At 58.9% G+C, this 17,756-nt stretch carries 14 protein-coding genes and 1 pseudogene; 10 read left to right on the top strand and 5 right to left on the bottom strand.

From position 1 onward, the window contains the following. Positions 1-32: 32 nt before the first annotated feature. The 5 genes and pseudogenes from B5V03_RS32190 to B5V03_RS32170 form a co-directional block, all read right to left on the bottom strand. Positions 33-1,370, bottom strand: coding sequence for an NAD(P)/FAD-dependent oxidoreductase (locus tag B5V03_RS32190; RefSeq protein WP_129274416.1), 1,338 nt, complete (start codon positions 1,368-1,370; stop codon positions 33-35). Positions 1,371-1,549: 179 nt separating this feature from the next. Further along, positions 1,550-2,203: a threonine/serine exporter family protein gene (locus B5V03_RS32185; protein ID WP_129274415.1), complete on the bottom strand. Its 654-nt coding sequence runs from the start codon at positions 2,201-2,203 to the stop codon at positions 1,550-1,552. Continuing rightward, positions 2,200-2,430, bottom strand: a pseudogene (locus B5V03_RS43080) (hypothetical protein); the annotation flags it as partial. The pseudogene B5V03_RS43080 and the gene B5V03_RS32185, both read right to left, overlap by 4 nt. A gap of 9 nt (positions 2,431-2,439) precedes the next feature. Next, a complete protein-coding gene (locus tag B5V03_RS32175) occupies positions 2,440-2,682 on the bottom strand; it encodes a threonine/serine exporter family protein (protein WP_129274413.1) in 243 nt (80 codons plus the stop codon). Between the two features lie 53 nt (positions 2,683-2,735). Further along, positions 2,736-3,089 carry a hypothetical protein gene (locus tag B5V03_RS32170; protein ID WP_245502395.1) on the bottom strand — a complete coding sequence of 118 codons (354 nt, stop codon included), beginning with the start codon at positions 3,087-3,089 and terminating at the stop codon, positions 2,736-2,738. Positions 3,090-3,433: 344 nt separating this feature from the next. On the opposite strand from B5V03_RS32170, the gene B5V03_RS32165 reads away from it, so the two are divergent. From B5V03_RS32165 to B5V03_RS32115, 10 genes are all read left to right on the top strand, one after another. Continuing rightward, the gene (locus B5V03_RS32165) at positions 3,434-4,477 is read left to right on the top strand and encodes a heme o synthase (RefSeq protein WP_129274412.1); all 1,044 of its coding nucleotides are present in this window, start codon (positions 3,434-3,436) and stop codon (positions 4,475-4,477) included. Positions 4,478-4,517: 40 nt separating this feature from the next. Continuing rightward, positions 4,518-5,357 carry a ubiquinol oxidase subunit II gene (gene cyoA, locus B5V03_RS32160; protein WP_129274411.1) on the top strand — a complete coding sequence of 280 codons (840 nt, stop codon included), beginning with the start codon at positions 4,518-4,520 and terminating at the stop codon, positions 5,355-5,357. Then, on the top strand, positions 5,354-7,342 hold the full coding sequence (gene cyoB / locus B5V03_RS32155; RefSeq protein ID WP_129274410.1) for a cytochrome o ubiquinol oxidase subunit I: 1,989 nt from the start codon (positions 5,354-5,356) through the stop codon (positions 7,340-7,342). Before cyoA ends, cyoB begins: the two co-directional genes overlap by 4 nt. Beyond that, positions 7,339-7,971 carry a cytochrome o ubiquinol oxidase subunit III gene (cyoC, locus tag B5V03_RS32150; RefSeq protein ID WP_129274409.1) on the top strand — a complete coding sequence of 211 codons (633 nt, stop codon included), beginning with the start codon at positions 7,339-7,341 and terminating at the stop codon, positions 7,969-7,971. The genes cyoB and cyoC overlap by 4 nt, the downstream gene beginning before the upstream one ends. After that, a complete protein-coding gene (gene cyoD, locus B5V03_RS32145) occupies positions 7,968-8,363 on the top strand; it encodes a cytochrome o ubiquinol oxidase subunit IV (RefSeq protein ID WP_129274408.1) in 396 nt (131 codons plus the stop codon). The genes cyoC and cyoD overlap by 4 nt, the downstream gene beginning before the upstream one ends. Positions 8,364-9,292: 929 nt before the next feature. After that, a complete protein-coding gene (locus B5V03_RS32135) occupies positions 9,293-10,093 on the top strand; it encodes an acetoacetate decarboxylase family protein (RefSeq protein WP_129274407.1) in 801 nt (266 codons plus the stop codon). Between the two features lie 130 nt (positions 10,094-10,223). Next, on the top strand, positions 10,224-11,033 hold the full coding sequence (locus B5V03_RS32130) for an acetoacetate decarboxylase family protein (protein ID WP_129274406.1): 810 nt from the start codon (positions 10,224-10,226) through the stop codon (positions 11,031-11,033). A 292-nt stretch (positions 11,034-11,325) separates the two neighbouring features. Beyond that, a complete protein-coding gene (locus B5V03_RS32125) occupies positions 11,326-11,913 on the top strand; it encodes a helix-turn-helix domain-containing protein (RefSeq protein WP_129274405.1) in 588 nt (195 codons plus the stop codon). Beyond that, positions 11,910-14,759, top strand: coding sequence for an ATP-binding protein (locus B5V03_RS32120; RefSeq protein WP_164988430.1), 2,850 nt, complete (start codon positions 11,910-11,912; stop codon positions 14,757-14,759). Before B5V03_RS32125 ends, B5V03_RS32120 begins: the two co-directional genes overlap by 4 nt. A 115-nt stretch (positions 14,760-14,874) precedes the next feature. Continuing rightward, entirely contained in the window at positions 14,875-17,754 is a 2,880-nt protein-coding gene (locus B5V03_RS32115) for an ATP-binding protein (protein WP_164988429.1), read from the top strand. The last annotated feature ends 2 nt before the right edge of the window (positions 17,755-17,756 follow it).

Here is a 17,756-nt window from a genome sequence, read left to right as displayed (position 1 = left end):
TAATTGCCGAAAAACGTGACTACCGAGTCTAATCACTGCTGAGACGAGGACGACCGCGGCCCCTCGGAAATCAGTCGTGAGCTTCGCTGTCCCGACAGATATGACCAGAACCATTGCGTCTGAACGCGAAATCGGTTCTGAAGCTGCGGCAGCGCGAGCACGTGCAGCGCGGCCCACACCCACCAGGTTACAAAGCCGCTGCTGCGCAAATAGCCGGCCTCGAGGATGGCAAAGTTTTTGCCGACCACCGCCATATTGCCTTTGTTGCGGTACCGAAACGGTCGACCGTCGTTGCGTCCCCTGACCCGGTTGGCGATGACATGCCCAACAAATCGTCCCTGTTGAATGGCTGCCTGCGCCACTCCGGGCACCGGGTGACCATCCTGGGTCATCGTGGCTGCGTCTCCTGCAACAAAGACGTTGGGCGCCTCGGGAATGTCCATGAATGCACCAACGAATGCGCGCCCGGCGCGGTCTGTCTGGGTCCCGAGCATTTTAACAACCGGGGAGGCGCTGACGCCTGCCGTCCAAAGCACGGTAGCAGCAGGAATCCGGTTGCCGGCCGCTATCACGCCTTGGTCGTCGACCTTCTCGACCTTTACCCCCGTCGACACCTCGACGCCCAGTTTCGTAAGCCGGTTGGCTGCCTTTCGCGCCAGCGATTCCGCAAAGGTCGGCAGAATACGAGTGCCCCCATCCAGCAAAACAATTCGGCTCTTGGCAGGGTCGATCTTGCGGAAATTGTTGCGCAGGGTCACCGAGACCAGCTGAGCGATCGAAGCGGCAAGCTCGACGCCGGTCGGACCGGCTCCCACCAAGACGAAGGTCATTTGGCGTGCGCGTTCCTTCTCGTCATCGGTCGATTCTGCCAATTCGAACGCGCTCAGGATCTTGGCTCGGATCGTTTCGGCATCGTTGAGGCTCTTGAGGCCTGGTGCGAACCGCGCGAATTCGTCATGACCGAAATAACTCGGACGCATTCCGGTCGCGATCACGAGGAAGTCGTACTCAAGCTTTCGACTGCCAATCCCCGGACAAGCAACCTCGACAATGCGCGTTGCCAGATTGATGCCCCTGATCTCCGCCAGCAACACGCTGAGGTTCTTCTGTTTCGCCTCAAGCTGCCGGATCGGCGCCGCTATTTCGGATGGCGCCAAAACAGCGGTGGCGACCTGGTACAGCAGCGGCTGAAAGATGTGGTGATTGCGCCGGTCGATTAGCCTGATTTCGACATCGGTCCGCTTTAGGGCTCGCGCCGCCGCGATACCCGCAAAGCCACCGCCGACGATCAAAACGCGCTTTTTGCCCGGCGCCGGCTTTGTCAGTGGCTGTTTGTCTTGTGGGAACGATTTGGTCAGAATTGTCGTCATGGGTGTACCGACTCTCTAGGGCCAGCCGGCCCGATAGGATCAGATACAGGGAAGCTCCGGATCGATCTTGGACGGCGCTGCGGTGCATTGAACGCGCGTGCCTCATCATTCGGGGCAGGGCCTGAGGCGCTCGTACAGCATGCGAGGCAGGATCAGCCCGAAGACCATGGCCAAGATGATTAAAAAGTGCTGTGGAACCGCTTGCGCCGATACTGGTCAGCAGAGCTGCCGGTGCGCCCGGGCCAATTGAGACCAATTCGGCAAGGCCCGCCGCCGTGTTGAACAGGAAGAAACCCGGCATCAACGAGACCACGGCCGAGAATGCGACAGCCGCAAAGGAGGCGATCGACGATTGGCGCCGTGAGGATGCTGGTGAGAGTGCAGGCGACGAGCGTCCCGGCCGGAGCACCTCCGCCGGCGGAGATCACCGCCCACCGTGCGGCATGCGCAAGCATACCCACCGCGATTGGGAAAGGCAGCAAACGCCCCGGCATTGAGAAGAAGGTGCCGAAGGAGGCGGCGGCGCAGCATGCCGCAACCACGTCAATGACCAAGGACACCGGCGGAGATGATCCAGCTATCGCGAGTTTGACGCCGGCGACCGTGAACCCGAACAGGCCGCCGATGCAGATCAGGAACACTATGATGCGGGCATATGCCAGGCGCGCAATTCCCAGCACGCTGCGCGTACGAGCGAGGTCGATTGCACCGTTGAGGATATGTGGACCGGGGACCAGCACCGTGGAGGGATAGAAGCCGACCAGAATGTTGTATTCGATAGCTGGAAATATCCCGCTGCAGCCGCTACGATTCCCGCGACAAATGCGGCGCAAAGTGGCTGTGCCAGTGGGTTATGGCTGAAGTCGGACAGCCAACGCCGGACGAGCGCACCGATGGCAGCGCTCGCCGCGATCAATAGGAGGCTTGGGGTGTCGAGCGCGTGCCGAACTTGACCAAGCGAAGCCGCGCCAGCCGCTGCGAACAAGGTGAAGCGTAGCGTAGAAGCTGGCGGTAAACGGCCGGCCGACTCAAGCGCGCATTGCGCGGCCCCGGCCGACAATGTGCCGTCTCAGATCTGATCGATCACCGCCGTAACGGCGAGTACCCTGCCCATGTCCACGCCGCGCGGCTTGGCGGGCACGATTTGTGAGACGGGCGCACCGTCGAGTTCTACGATCAGCTCATCCCAGTGCGGCAGCACCCTCACTGTCGCGCCGCGCGCGCACCCAAGGCGCCCGGCAGAGACAACCGTCCGTTCCGTGGTCTGACCGTGAGCAAACAGGAGCGAGGCCGCCAGCGCGATCGTGTTCAACGCCGTCTCGCAAGTCGGCGACTCGGAGCACGAGCTCTCCCGCCTTTGCCCGGTCAATTGCGTTGCGCAGTCCAGTAGCCAGAGCATCGCGAACGTCCCGCGTAACCGCTCCAATGTCCGCGACCCGAGCTACCGGAAAGTTTGCCCGTGCCGGACGCGAATTTATCGTGGACCGTCACGGACGCGCGAACCGAACCGGATCTCGCGACGTATCCCCTGAATTTCACAAGATTGGGATGAGTGACGACTCCGTCGGAGATATTGACCGTGAAGTTGTAGCTTGGGTCGCACGCGCCGCCTTGCGTCACGAAGGCGAGGTCCCAGGAGCCGTCATAGGCCGATCGCGCCTGCGCGGCGGAGGTCACAAGGCAGGCGGCTACGATCGTCCAGAGCAAAAGCGTTTTCATCGATAGTTCTCCGTGGGCTCGGCGATCGATCCCTAGCAAACGTAACGAATCTCGCCGACGTTTAAACTAGGGACCGCGCGTTGCAGCGATCCCGATGATGATCTGCTCTAGGAGACGTAGACGCAGAGCGCTTGTTGAAACGTGCTCAGATTGTTCTGAATCGTGCGTTCGCGATTGGGCCGTTTGACTGAATACGGCGGGCCGGCGTTTTGAGCAGGATTGGCACCAATCGAGCAGCCATGTCCAATCGCGGGCAGGGGAGGGAAGACATACTGCATGCACACACTGCGGCTGTTCGGACCGAACACGACAGCTCTCATTCCGAATGAACCTGGAGCGGCAAGATGAACGTCAAATCCATTGCTGGCCAGCTTGGGAAAAGACGAGCTCGCTCTGCCTATCGGCGGGTTGACTATCGGCGTGTGTCCGACTTCGTCACCCTCACAAAGCCGCGCGTGATGATGCTTGCCGTCTTCACGGCGCTCGTCGGATTGAGCTCCGCTCCGGTTCGACTTGATCCGCTGACGACTCTTGTGGCGGTTATTGCCATTGCAGCGGGAGCCGGATCCGCCGGCGTGCTCAACATGTGGTACGACGCCGATATCGATGCGATCATGAGCCGCACTGCCATGCGGCCAATTCCCCTGGGCAAGGTCTCTCGGTTCGACGCGCTTGTCCTTGGAGCCGTTCTTGGCGGCATTGCTGTGGTGGCTCTCGCTTTGGCGACGAACCTCATGGCAGCCGCATTGTTGGCCGGAGCAATCCTCTTTTACGTCGTCGTGTACACGACGTGGCTGAAGCGGTCCACGCGGCAGAACATCGTCGTCGGCGGCGCCGCCGGCGCGCTGCCGCCCGTGATCGGATGGGCCGCGGCAACCGGAGAAGTCGGGTTCGAGCCGCTTGCGTTGTTCCTCATTATCCTCTTGTGGACGCCGCCGCATTTCTGGGCGTTGGCGCTAAATCGTATTGACGACTATTCGCGTGCGGGCGTGCCGATGCTGCCGGTTGTCGCGGGACGGGCCGCAACAACGCGCCAGATCCTGATCTACAGCGGCCTCCTGGCTCTCGCATCAGAGCTGCCCTGCGCACTGGGGTTTGCAGGTATGATCTATGGCGTGACCGTTGCGATCTGCGGGGCGCTCTTCCTTATGCTCGCCTTCCAGCTGGACAGAAGCATTGGACCTGATCGTCGCCCTGCTCACAGGCTGTTCGTGTTTTCCATATTCTACCTGTTCGTGCTGTTCGCGGCGCTCCTGGTCGACCATGACGGCAATACATCTTCGCTCATGCGTACCAAGCATGGCGACCTCGGTATTACGGTGCATGACGAACTCCTGCCGAAGGCCGTCCGCACCGCATGGCGCTCCATCAACCTCAGCGAGGTCTAACATGCGATACGGCTTACTAGCTGTCCTCCTGATCGGGGCCATGACACTCGGTGGCTGCACTGAGGGCGTGCTCGATCCGAAAGGGCCGATTGCGCAGGCCGAACGGCAGATTTTGTTCAACGCGTTAGGCATCATGCTGGCGATCGTGATCCCCGTGATCCTTGCGACACTTGGCTTTGCCTTTTGGTTTCGCGCATCGAATGAGCGTGCGCGCTATCGGCCAGATTTCACATATTCCGGACGTCTTGAGTTGCTCGTCTGGTCAATCCCCGGGATGACAGTGCTCCTGGTCGGCGGCGTCGCATGGATCGGCGCACACGACCTTGATCCGGGCAAGCCGATCAACTCAGCGGTCAAGCCTGTCAACGTTCAGGTCGTCTCACTCGACTGGAAATGGCTGTTCATCTATCCAGAACAGGGGATCGCCAGCGTCAACAAACTGGTCGTCCCGGTTGGCACGCCGATCAGCTTCGAACTGACCTCATCGAGCGTCATGAACAGCTTCTTCGTGCCTCAGCTCGGGAGCCAGATCTACACCATGTCCGGAATGGCGACGCGCCTCCACCTGCAGGCGGACCATCTCGGAACCTATGCGGGGATATCCGCCATGTTCAGCGGTGACGGCTTTCCCGATATGCACTTCACGGTCGATGCAGTGACCGACGACGGATTTGCGCAATGGGTTCGGCAGACCGGCCTGACTGGTTCGGCACTCGATAAGCCCGCTTACGCCGATCTGGTCAAGCCGAGCAAGGCGGTCGCGCCGTTCACCTATCGTAGCGTCGTCCCCGATATGTTCAGCAGCATCGTAAGCGCTGGCATGGGCCCCCAAGACTCTTCTCTATCAATTTGTTCAACCTCGCAGAGGGCAGAGCGATGAATCTCCTTGGCAAGCTCGATTGGAACGCGATCCCCCTTCATGAGCCGATCATCATGGGCGCAACGGGCTTCATGGTCCTGGTCGTGGTGGTTGTTCTAGGGTTCGTCACCGCGAAGGGAGCCTGGCTCTATCTGTGGCGCGAATGGCTGACCTCGGTCGACCACAAGCGGATAGGCGCCATGTATTGCATATTGGCGCTCGTCATGATGCTGCGCGGTTTTAGCGATGCAATCATGATCCGAGCGCAGCAGGCGCTGGCAGCAGGCGGTGCACAAGGGTATCTGCCGCCGGAGCATTTCAATCAGATTTTCTCTGCCCACGGCACGATCATGATTTTGTTCATGGCAATGCCGTTCGTGGTGGGGCTCATGAACTTCGCGGTCCCGTTGCAACTGGGTGTTCGCGACGTCGCGTTCCCTACGCTCAACTCCGTCAGCTTCTGGCTGACTGCTTCGGGCGCGTTGTTGGTTAACATTTCACTGGCAGTGGGCGAGTTCTCAAAAGCCACCTGGTGGGGCTATCCCCCCCTGAGCGAAATGCAATATTCGCCCGGCGTCGGCGTCGACTACTATCTTTGGTCGCTGCAAATCTCCGGTATCGGCACCTTGCTGGCGGGTATTAACTTCGTCACGACAATCCTCAAACTGCGCGCGCCAGGGATGAGCTATATGCGCATGCCGGTCTTCTGCTGGACCGCGCTTGCCGCGAACCTGCTCATTGTTGCGGCTTTTCCGGTCCTGACCGCGACGCTCGCGATGCTGGCGCTCGATCGCTATCTCGGCTTTCACTTCTTCACGCTCGGAGGCCAAGGCAATCAGATGCTGTACTCCAACCTGTTCTGGGTATGGGGGCACCCCGAAGTCTACATCCTGATCCTGCCAGCGTTCGGCGTATTCTCGGAAGTGATGGCGACCTTCTCCGGCAAGCCGTTGTTCGGCTATCGCTCGATGGTAGCCGCGACGATGACCATCTGTATCCTCTCCTTCTTGGTCTGGCTGCATCACTTTTTCACAATGGGTGCCAGCGCAAACGTCAACGGCTTCTTCGGCGTCATGAGCATGATCATCGCTTTGCCGACGGGCGCGAAGGTGTTCAACTGGCTGTTCACGATGTACGGCGGCCGGGTCCGGCTTTCGGTGCCAGTGCTGTGGTCGATTGGCTTCATGGTGACTTTCGTCATCGGCGGCATGACCGGCGTGCTCATGGCGGTGCCTCCGGCTGACTTCCAGTTGCACAACAGCGTGTTCCTGGTCGCGCACTTCCACAACGTCGCTATCGGCGGCGTCGTGTTCGGCGTGATGGCGGGGTACAATTATTGGTTCCCCAAGGCATTCGGGTTCAAGCTCGACGAACGTTGGGGCAAAGCCTCGTTCTGGTGCTGGCTGGTCGGCTTCTATGTCGCTTTCATGCCACTCTACGTGCTGGGCCTGATGGGCATGACCCGGCGCATGCAACATTACGACAATTTGTCCTGGCAGCCGTGGTTGATAGCGGCGGCGTTCGGTACCGCTATCATCCTGGTCGGCGTCGTTTGCCAAGTCGTGCAACTCGTTGTGTCGATCCGCAATCGCGAGGAGCTAAGCGACGTGACCGGTGATCCGTGGAACGGTCGTACGCTAGAGTGGGCGACGGCGTCGCCGCCGCCGGCGTGGAACTTTGCGTTCCAACCCAAGGTCGCCGGACTCGACGCATTCTGGAGCAGCAAGTACCGCGCGCAAGCGACAAAGGACGAGCCAACGCCGACGTGCAAGTACGAGCCGGTCGAAATGCCGAAGAACAGCGCCACCGGCTTTGTTACTGCCTTCTTCGCGGTCGTCATCGGCTTCGCGCTCATCTGGCACATTTGGTGGCTGGCCAGCGTCGGAGTGTTCGGCGCATTCCTGACGTTGCTTGCCTTCTCATTCCGCCGCCACAACGAAATTGAGGTGCCAGCCGAGGAGATCGCCCGGTTCGTACGATCCCATCAGGCAGGAGTTGCAGCATGAATATCGCCGTCGCAATTGATCAGATTCCGCAAGACGCACTGCCAAATGCGAGCGAAGCGGGACCTGCTCCAAAGAGGATCGTGGTCGCCTATGGCTTCTGGATCTTCCTGCTGAGTGATATCATCATGTTTGCCGCGCTGTTCGCGAGCTACGCGGTCCTCGTGCGCTCCACAGCCGGCGGGCCGACCGGCGCCCAGTTGTTCAATCAGACTACGGTCGCGATTGAAACTGTTTGCCTTCTCGTTTCGAGCTACACTTGCGGATTGATGTCCTTGGCCACCAATTCGCGCCGCTACCTCAGGACCTATTTAGGGGCTCTGATCACTTTCGCACTCGGAGTCACGTTTCTTAGTCTCGAGATCCGCGAATTCTCAAGCATGATCTCCATCGGCGCGGCGCCGCAGCGGAGCGCGTTTCTGTCCGCATTCTTCACGCTTGTCGGATGCCACGGGCTGCACGTCGCGCTCGGCCTGATCTGGCTGATCGTTATGATGGTGCAGGTGGCGGTATTCGGATTTGCTGCAAGGGTGGAGCATCGCCTGCTCTGCTTCTCGTTGTTCTGGCACGCGCTTGACATCGTTTGGGTCGGGGTATTCACGGTGGTTTATTTGATGGGAGTGAGTTCATGACCGAAGCCCGACAGGAACGCGCACCCGGAGACAGGCCGAGCCGCGAGATGCACGCATCGGCTCCATCCGAGTTTCTCGTCTACACGATCGGCCTTGTTGTGGCGGTTCTTCTCACGGCCACGTCGTTTTGGACTGCAAATACGACGCTGCTCTGGCCGGGCGGCGTATTCCTCGGGCTCGCCGTCCTCGCCATTGCCCAGATGGGCATTCACCTGGTGTTTTTCCTGCATATCAGTAGCGGGCCGGAAAGCACCAACAACGTGCTCGCGCTCGCCTTTGGCGCCCTCATTGTATTCGTCGTGATCGCCGGCACGATGTGGATCGTGGCAGATATGAATATCAACATGATGATGCCGTCGGGTGCGCCGATGAGCATGCAGATGCAACAATGAAGTGCGCAGGATACGGGCCGCCAGCGAGCCTCTCTACGCAGTGCATTTACGATAATGTTGGTGGCGCCGTCGATCAGGAGGGGGCGCTCGGCGGCGCGACCGCCGTTTCAGGCCAATTCAGGTGGAATACGTCTCACGCGTCAGACGCGATCGTTGTCGAACAGCGCTGAGGCGGCGGTGTCTCAGCATTGGCAAGGAGATCGCGAGCTCGAACGGGTTCATTGGAGTAATTGATCCGACGGTGCCGCTCATCATTCGTCCAGGATAGCACTGGATCCCGCAATAGCGCTTTGAGCTGGAAAGATCGTGCAAATAGCCCAGTTCCAGCAGCCGCGAACACGTCGCGCAGACAGTGGAAGATGCGCGGCGCCATGTTGTTCACCATCACAATTCAAATGGGACTGGACGTCTAACGATCAGTCTGTCGTGTGGTGCGTTTGCGAGCGCTATTAGTATCTCTAGCGCCGGACATTTGCGTGACGTCCACCTGGATCACCTGCCTGCAAGCATCGCTGAGTTCGGAGCTGCGCTCTCTGAGACAAGCCGTTATGTCGTCCGCATTGCAGATGAACGCACTGCAAAGTATCAACCCGTCGGGCGTGCATGCCAAACGCTGTTCCGGTGTCCCCTGTGAGAACGAAGGGGCAGGCCAAGCAATTGCGAGCGCAAGCACAGGGACGCACACGACCGCGGTCGCAAGACATCAGAGTTTGTAGTTTTCGACCCCGCTGCGGCCCTCCGTCTTCCTGGAAGCGACTTGCGCAGGATTTGGCAATACGTGGTTGTTCGGTTCAACTGGTTTGTATCGACATCGGGTAAGCACGAATCATCAAGCTATTACACGTTTGTCCAAGCTTTGGAGTCGACGCCAACGCTAACCTTGGGTACGAAATGATGCGCTTAATGCGGATTGCTGGCGGGGCGAGGACATGCTCAAGGGATTCACGGCTCCGAGGTCCCCGCGGGGCGCTGCTGCATTGGTCCCGTCGCCCCCGTGGCATTTCGCTGGTGACGTTCTGGCGGTTGAGTTCTGGAATGATCCCGATGTATCGGTCGACATCCTTCCGACTGGCGTCCAACTCGACGAGAAATGTCCAGGTCACTCAGTCGCGCTCTTCACAGACTACCAGTTCACCGCGCAGGGCGATGAATATCTCGATCCTGCCAGATACCAATGTCGCGGATTCAGCGTCCTCCTAGACGCGATGTGGCAGGGCACACGAATAGCGTGGTGTCCATATTGTTATGTCGACAACGACGCTGCCTTGATGAGAGGTTGGATCCAGGGCTATCCAAGAAAGTTCGGCGCCGTACACCAGACCCGCTCGTTTCCCACGATGGGCGTGGCGTCGGCGCCGCTCGCCCACGATAGCAGGTTCTCAGCCTGCATGTCGGCTCATGGTCGGTTGTTGGTGCAAGCCCGTGTTACCTTGCGTGAAAGAGCGGAGCGTCTTGTTGGCTTGCTCGATCGCAGAATTGTCGGACGACGATATCTCCCACGGGTCTCAGCGGGCATGCATGATAGGCCAGCCGTGGATGAACTTGTTCGATCCGTTTCGGACCATTTGCTGACCACAAACATCTGGATTGGCGAGGGTGAGCTCGATTTCCCGGAAGCGTATGGCGAGGAATTGGAAGTGCTGGGGCCAGTCAGGGTAGGACGCGGATATCGGTTCTCGTTCTCCTATTCCGTCACCGATATCGAGATTCTGGCAGATCTGACTCCCTAGCAATCGTAATGATCGCACTAAGTTGCGTTCGGGATTGCGGCAGGAATGAACAAGCCGACACACTTCAATCAAATCAGTTATGGGCGGTTTCGGTAACCTCCCTGACGAAAGTGACGCGCAGGACACGGGAATGCTCAAGGGCTTTACAGTTCCGAAGTCGCCATTCGGCCAAGCCGCTCTAACCCCGCCACCACCCTGGCACTATGCCGGCGATGCCGTTGGTGTCGAATTCTGGACGGACGGAGACGCGACGGCCGCGACTTTGCCGAATGGTCTTTCCCCGGATCCGAACTCAAGCGGTCACGCCGTCATGATGTTCCTGGATTGGCAATTCACCGCCCAGGACGATGAATATCTTGAGCCCGCCCGTTATCAATATCGCGAGGCATTTGTTTTGGTTGACGCCATGTATCGCGACGTGCGGGTTATGTGGTGTCCATACATTTATGTCGACAATGACGCCGCGCTGGCGCGCGGTTGGACGCAGGGCTTTCCAAAGAAGATGGGTAGCATTTTTCAGACGCGCTCCTTTGCGGCCTTAGGCCCTGCCGCGGCCCCCGTCACGTCGGGCAGCCGCTTTGGCGCCAGCCTTTCGGCGCATGGTGAGCGTCTTGCGGAAGCCTGCGTTACCTTGCACCGGCCGGCTGAAAACGGACTGTCTCTCTTCCGTCGCCCCACGGTCTTGCTGCGATACTTCCCGAGACTGGCGGCCGGCTACCAGGACAAGCCTGCGGTCAACGAGCTGGCGATGTCGATCACCGATAATCTTACCGTTGCCGGCGCTTGGATCGGGAAGGGCGAACTTAACTTTCCGAAAGCGAACGGCGAAGAACTCGACGCGCTCGCGCCGAAGAGGATCGGGTCCGGGTTTCGTTACTCACTTTCTTACTCGGTTAGCGATCTGGAGATATTAGAGGATCGGGGGCTCGTAGGTGACTGAAACCATTTCGGCCCTAAACGGGGAAGCGCCAAGTCCCTCGCTCGCGGAGAGGTCTCCACGGTACCTCCGTCGCGCAGAGAGCCTCGGCCGGAGCGTCTTGCGGTGAGGCGGTGTTCTGAATGCTGCGAAGTCAGGTTCGATGAGATGTAAGTATCTCATATAGAATGACAAATCCGTTTCGTGGTACGAAGCAAGATTAACCTTCCATAACGCTGATTAACGAGCCAAGAGGCGCTCCTTACTGCACTCTTCCCGTCGATCCGAAGGCTCGGATAGACGTTGAGGAGTGTCCATGGAAGGACTTCAAACCGCCGCAACAGAGTATTCCCTTGCAGACGGTCAGCAATTCCACCTCATTGCGAATAGCGTGGCCAAGCTGCTTGAAACTGCAAGGAGAGAGTTGGGGCGCGATCAGGAGGCTGCCAAGGCGTCGCTGGTCACGGCATCCCACATCCTGCAAGCAGAGATCGACCGTTGTTCAGGCGCTAACGGCGCCAGCAGGGGCGGTCTGGCGGCTTGGCAGATCGTCCGCGTGCGAGCTTACATTGATAGCAACTTACACCGTACGATTCACATCGGGGATCTCAGTGGGATCGCGCGACGAAGCAAGGCGCACTTCTCTCGAAAATTCAAACTGGCCGTCGGCGAATCGCCACATGCCTACGTAGTGAGAAGGCGTCTGGAAAGAGCTTGCCACCTGATGATGACCAGCGCGGCACCACTCAGTGAGATAGCCTTGAGCGTAGGATTTTCGGATCAGGCACATCTATGCAGGCTCTTCAGACAGGCCTTTGGTCAAAGTCCGGCCAACTGGCGACGGGAGCGCGGCGTTCCTGGCGAGGGCGGCTCAAGAACCGGCTTGGACGGAAATATCCCATGAGCGACCAGCAAGACAAAATGCTGAGCTTCGGCCCTTTCGAACTGTCGGTCGGAGGCCGGATTTTGACGAATGGCGCAAATGTCGTGCCGCTCGGCGCGCGCGCCATGGACCTCCTCATTGTCCTGGCGGAGCAAGCAAACAAGGTCGTCGGTAGGAGAACCCTGATCGAGCGGGTTTGGCCGAAGGGCGGAGTTGAACAGGTCAGCCTGCGCGTTCATATCTCGGCGCTACGCAAGGCGCTCAATCGGAGCGATCCAGGCAGGCGCTATATCGCGAACGTGCCAGGGCGGGGATACAGCTTCGTCGTACCGGTAACGTCACTTTCCTCGCCAATGTCCGGGGATATAAGTCCATCTTCGAGGTCCCGATTGCCTGCGCGCCTGGTCCGGATGCTCGGACGAAGAGAGGCGCTCGCCGCGATCCAAATGAAGCTGGCCGAGCAGAAATTTGTGACGATCGTCGGTCCCGGCGGGATCGGCAAGACCACGGTAGCGGTGGCGGTTGCTCACGAAATGAGCGCCACTTTCCCTAGCCAAATCTATTTTGTCGACCTGAGTGCTCTCGGTGGCGCCTCGTTCGTCGCTCCAGCAATGGCCGCAGCACTAGGCGTTTCGGTGCAAACAAACAATGTCGTACCGGCTCTGATCGATCGGCTGCAGGGAAGGCCAACGCTCATCCTTCTAGACTGTTGCGAACACCTTATCGACGAAGTGTCGGCTGTGGCGGAAGAACTGATTTGCCGCGTCCCGACACTTCATTTGCTCGCGACGAGTCGGGAGGCGATGCGAGTTGAAGGTGAACATGTCTATGAACTCTGCGCGCTCGCATGCCCTGGGGAAGACAGCACTTTGTCGGCACATGACGTCCTGCAATATCCCGCGGTCCAACTGCTGATCGATCGCGCGCGGGCCGTACGTGGTGACTTCGAGCTAACAGATGCCGATGCGCCGATTGCAGCAAGAATCTGCCGGCGGCTCGATGGAATTCCATTGGCAATCGAACTGGCAGCCGGAAGAATTGACATATTTGGCCTCAGTAAGACCGCAAGCTTGCTCGACGACCGGCTAAATCTGTCATGGGTGGGGCGTAGAACGGCGCCGCCCAAGCACCAGACCTTGAACGCCGCGCTGGAATGGAGCTATGACCTGCTTGGCTTGAGAGAAAAGCGCATACTAAGCCGGCTCAGTGTTTTCGCTGGTGGGTTTACGTTCGAAGCGGCGGTCGCTGTTGTCGCCGACGGAACGATAGATGAAGCAAACGTCTCGGATTGCATCTGGGAGCTCCGCTCGAAATCGATGATTGCCGCACAGGGACAGGGCGCAAGGCTGCGCTTACTCGACACCACTCATGCCTTTGCATCACAACGGTTCGCGGAAAGCGGCGAGGAAGTTGGTTGGCGCCGGCGGCACGCGCTCTACTTCATTGAATTGTTCAAACAAGGCGTTTCAATGGACATTCCTGAGAGGCTCCAGGCGCTTGAGGACGAGGTCGGCAATGTCAGAGCGGCTCTGAACTGGGCTTTCTCGGTCCAAGGCGATTCGAAAATTGGCATTGAACTTGCCGCCGCTTCGGCAAGCACCTGGATGGCAATGGCCCTACTTACCGAATGTCGGGAGTGGATGACGAAAGCCATCAGTCGGCTCGACGATGCGAGTACCGGCTCGCGTCAAGAAATGGTCATTCAGTCCGCACTCGCCAGTTGCATGATGTTCACCGATGGTATGACAGAAGAGTCATATGCAAGCTGGGCGAAAGCGCGCGTTCTTGCCGAGTGTCTTAACGACACAGAATGCCAGCTCGATTCTCTGCTTGTTCTGTGGGCCCACCAAATACGGCTTCCTCGTTATTCCGAGGCAAAAGAATTGGCAGATCGCTGCGGCGATGTCGCTGATATGAGCGACGATCGTGGCGCGATCGCAACGGCCAATTACATGCGGGGCGTGACCTACCATCACACTGGACGAATATTGCAGGCCGAAGCTTACTTTGAATCGTCTCTGCATCGCGATGATGAAGCGTCTCGGCGGTCTCTCATCAAGCGGTTTGGCTACGATCGGAAAGTCGACGCCTTGGCCGTATTGGCCAACCTGACCTGGCTCCGGGGATGTCCTGATCAGGCGCGGCGCCTTAAACTGACGTCGATAGCTGAGGCTCGCCAACTAGACCACGCGGTACCGCTCTGCGTGGCGCTGGCCTGGGCAAGCTTTAACACGTATCTGACTAGTCCGGACGATCCCGAGACAGAATCGCTTGCGAACGAACTCGTCGACCACGCCGGCAAATACGCGGTGGAGAGCTATCACGGCTTCGGCCTCAGCATGCAGGCTCTCTGCAGCGTCAGACGGGGTGGGGGCGATACAGCTTCGGCGACGCTGTACCGCGGTTTGGAGAAGTTGTCTGCGGCGCGATACGGAGTGTTCAATTGGATCCTGCAAGCAGAGTTTGCAAGATGTACGGCCGCCGCGGGTCACCCACGGCTGGGATTTGCTGTCTTCGAACGGGCCAAGATCGATCTTGACGAGGCGCAGTGGTCCGCTGCTGAATTGCGCCGCATCAGAGGCGAACTGGCCCTTCATAACGACGAGGGGCTTGCAGTTGCCAGGCAGTATTTTTTGTCTGCGCTCGAACTATCAGCTAGCCAAGCCAGCTTGTCGTGGGAGCTTAGGGCCGCGACCAGCTTGGCTATTGCGGAAAATTCGGCCGAGCGAAAGGAACGCGCACGGCAGGCCCTGCAACTCACGCACGCAAAATTCCGAGAAGGCCTTGAGACCGTCGATCTACGGTTGGCCAAGCAGGTATTGACCGTTTCACATTTGCACGATGGCGCCGCCAATTCGATGCACTGAGCTTGTTGCTGGAGGAGGTTTCGGGTAACCCTTGATGGGCTGGGGGTATATTTGCTCAAGACCGAGGACGAACGGTGCAACGACCGAATCGTCGAGGCTCTTGGCGGAATGGGTTATGTCGGTTCAACAAATTGGCTCACCGGGTGCAATCCGGCTTCGGTTTGGTCCATTCGAGCTGAATGTCGCCGAGCGCTCTCTCAGCAAGGCGAACGAGGTCATTCCCCTGGGTGGAAGGGCCTATGACATCCTGATTGCTCTTCTCGAAAAGGCCGGCGAAGTTGTTGGAAAGGCCGAACTGATCGCGAGGGCATGGCCTGATGTATCGGTCGACGAAGGTAGTCTTCGCGTTCATCTGGCGGCACTGCGCAAGACGCTGCGCGACGGTCAGTTCGGTGACAAGTACATCGCAAATATCCAGGGCCACGGCTATAGCTTTATCGCACCGGTCAAGCGCCTTCCGGCGGACCATGGCAGAGGTGAGGCATCTTCGGGATTGTCCAACCTGCCGCCCGCGCTGGGCCGCATGGTCGGCCGTGAAAATGTTGTTCGTGAGATGCAGGCTTGGCTCCAGACGGACCAGCGCCTGATTACAATTGTGGGTGCCGGCGGAACAGGCAAGACAACGGTTGCTCTGGCAACTGGACACGGGGCGTTGGCCGACTTTTTTGACGCCGTTGTCTTTATCGACCTTTCAACCGTAAGCAACGAGCAGCATGTCATTGGCGCCATCGCTTCCGTGGTCGGGCTCGATTCGCAGTTGGTCGATCCAAGGGAGGCATTGGTGACCTTTCTGCGCCCTCGCAGAATGCTTATCATTCTCGATAGTTGCGAGCATCTGATCGCGAAGGCCGCGGAGATATCGGACCATATTCTACAGAATACCCGCGGCATCTACGTACTCGCGACCAGCAGGGAGGCGTTGCGCGTTTCTGGCGAACGCGTACTTCGTCTTTGTCCACTGGAGTGCCCACCAGAGCAGCCGGGGCTGACTGCATTGGAAGTGCTTGCCTATCCGGCAGCACGATTGTTCGCCGAGCGCGTCAGTGCTCGCCGGGGCAACTTTACGCTCAGTGACGACGAAGCCCCCATGGTTGCCGAAATTTGCCGCAAGCTCGACGGCATTGCGCTCGCCATCGAGCTCGCCGCCGGAAGAGCGGCCGTCTTTGGCGTCAGCAATACCGTGGCAAGATTGGGTTCGCGTCTCGATCTTCTGAAGTTCGGCCGCCGAACGGCCAATCCACGGCATCAGACACTCGCAGCGACGCTGGACTGGAGCCACGATCACTTGTCCGAGGCGGAACGAGTTGTACTGCGACGTGTCGCGATCTTCGTCGGGCACTTTTCATTGGAAGCGTTGGTTGCGGTTGCGGAGCAGGGAGGAATTGACAGGTCCGAAATTGCAAGCGCGGTGGAGAATCTTGTCAACAAATCGCTCATAGTGGCGTGGCCCAGCTACCGGCGGATGCTCTACCGATTGCTCGGTACGACGCGCTCCTATGCATTGGAGAAACTCGCTGCGAGCGGCGAACATAATTCCATGGCGGCGCATCACGCGGGCTATTTGAGCCGGTCATTGGAAGACAACCGGGGCAATGTTTTCGATCTGGAGCCCGGACAATCCCTGGCAGGCGCGATGCAGCACTATCTTGGAGATGTCCGTGCCGCGCTTGAATGGAGCTTTGGCCCCGATGGAAGCGATGGCGCGGCTATACGAATGGCGGCCGCGGCCGCGCAGTCGTTTCTGGCCAGGTCGCTTTTCGTGGAGTGCCGGGATTGGATGGAGAAGGCGATCGGTAGGATTGCCGCGGACTGCGACCCGCAGGACCAGATGGAAATCCACGCTTCGCTTGCGTTGTCGCTGATGTTCACTACCGGGAACAGTGAAAGGGTTCGCGATGCCTTCAACACAGCGCTGGCGTTCGCAAAGCGTCGCGAGGATGCCTACCAGCAACTGCGTCTTCTCAGCGGGCTGTCGATGTATCTTCATCGTACGATGGACGTGGCGGGCAGTCTTGAAGTTGCGCTACGCGCGGAATCTGTCGCGAACAAGACAGGAAATCCGGAAGATGCAGCGCTTGCCGATTCGATGCTGGGAGCCGCCTATTATATGCGGGCGGACCACGTCCGCGCGCCAAAATACCTCGAGCGAGCCCTGCGGGGGTCATCGGCGTCCCGGCGGTTCAACGCAACTCAATATCTGTTTGATCTGCGCACCACGTCGCTATTCAACCTTACCCGGTCGCATTGGTTTGCTGGCAATCTCGATAGGGCCGCCGGTTATGCTGAAAGAACCATCGAGGAAGCAGAGAGAGCGGATCATCCGATCGCTCTGTGTCGAGCCCTTATTTTGACGATGCCTCTCCATTTCTGGATCGACGAGTTAGAGCAGGTCGAACGGAGGCTCTCCGCGCTCGAGGTCACTGCGGAGAAGTATTCGTTGGAGCCATTTCGTGCGGTCGCCGCGGGACTTAGGGGACGCTATCTGATTCGCATCGGCCGATCGGCGGACGGCATATGGCATCTGCGGAACGGTTTGGAGAAGCTGCGGACTCAACGATACGAAATGCTTGTGACAGATTTTGTATCCGAACTGGCGGTCTGTCTGGCAAAACAAAACGAGCGCCCGGAAGCGTTGGCTCTCATCGACGGCTCGATAGCAACGCAGCTTAGATTGAAGAGGCCTCTTCACCTTCCAGCCCTGTTTTTGGCGAAAGGCGTGGCTTTGATGTGTGGGGAATCCGAACAGAGTGATCGGGCGCTGGAGTGTTTCGAGGAGGCGATGACTCTGGCACGGCAACAATCCGCCCTTTCGTTCGAACTGCGGGCAGGATTGGAGCTTGCGCGGCTTTGGATTGATCGGGGTCAAACCGGAAGAGCCCATGATCTCATTGGCCTCATTTACGGGCGCTTTGCTGAAGGTTTCGGAACGCCGGATCTTGTGTTGGCGAGGCGAATGCTCGAACAGGCGAGCGTTCGTGAGCTGCAAGCCGGTTGAAG

Source organism: Bradyrhizobium betae (assembly GCF_004123905.1).
Lineage (GTDB): Bacteria > Pseudomonadota > Alphaproteobacteria > Rhizobiales > Xanthobacteraceae > Bradyrhizobium > Bradyrhizobium betae_A.
This window is presented reverse-complemented; position numbering and strand designations above follow the sequence as displayed.

Excerpts from the sequence above, each read along its gene's own strand:
- B5V03_RS32190 (WP_129274416.1), bottom strand. The coding sequence starts at position 1,370 with ATGACGACAATTCTGACCAAATCGTTCCCACAAGACAAACAGCCACTG.
- B5V03_RS32170 (WP_245502395.1), bottom strand. The coding sequence starts at position 3,089 with ATGAAAACGCTTTTGCTCTGGACGATCGTAGCCGCCTGCCTTGTGACC.
- B5V03_RS32165 (WP_129274412.1), top strand. The coding sequence starts at position 3,434 with ATGAACGTCAAATCCATTGCTGGCCAGCTTGGGAAAAGACGAGCTCGC.
- cyoA (WP_129274411.1), top strand. The coding sequence starts at position 4,518 with ATGACACTCGGTGGCTGCACTGAGGGCGTGCTCGATCCGAAAGGGCCG.
- cyoB (WP_129274410.1), top strand. The coding sequence starts at position 5,354 with ATGAATCTCCTTGGCAAGCTCGATTGGAACGCGATCCCCCTTCATGAG.
- cyoC (WP_129274409.1), top strand. The coding sequence starts at position 7,339 with ATGAATATCGCCGTCGCAATTGATCAGATTCCGCAAGACGCACTGCCA.
- cyoD (WP_129274408.1), top strand. The coding sequence starts at position 7,968 with ATGACCGAAGCCCGACAGGAACGCGCACCCGGAGACAGGCCGAGCCGC.
- B5V03_RS32135 (WP_129274407.1), top strand. The coding sequence starts at position 9,293 with ATGCTCAAGGGATTCACGGCTCCGAGGTCCCCGCGGGGCGCTGCTGCA.
- B5V03_RS32130 (WP_129274406.1), top strand. The coding sequence starts at position 10,224 with ATGCTCAAGGGCTTTACAGTTCCGAAGTCGCCATTCGGCCAAGCCGCT.
- B5V03_RS32125 (WP_129274405.1), top strand. The coding sequence starts at position 11,326 with ATGGAAGGACTTCAAACCGCCGCAACAGAGTATTCCCTTGCAGACGGT.
- B5V03_RS32120 (WP_164988430.1), top strand. The coding sequence starts at position 11,910 with ATGAGCGACCAGCAAGACAAAATGCTGAGCTTCGGCCCTTTCGAACTG.
- B5V03_RS32115 (WP_164988429.1), top strand. The coding sequence starts at position 14,875 with ATGTCGGTTCAACAAATTGGCTCACCGGGTGCAATCCGGCTTCGGTTT.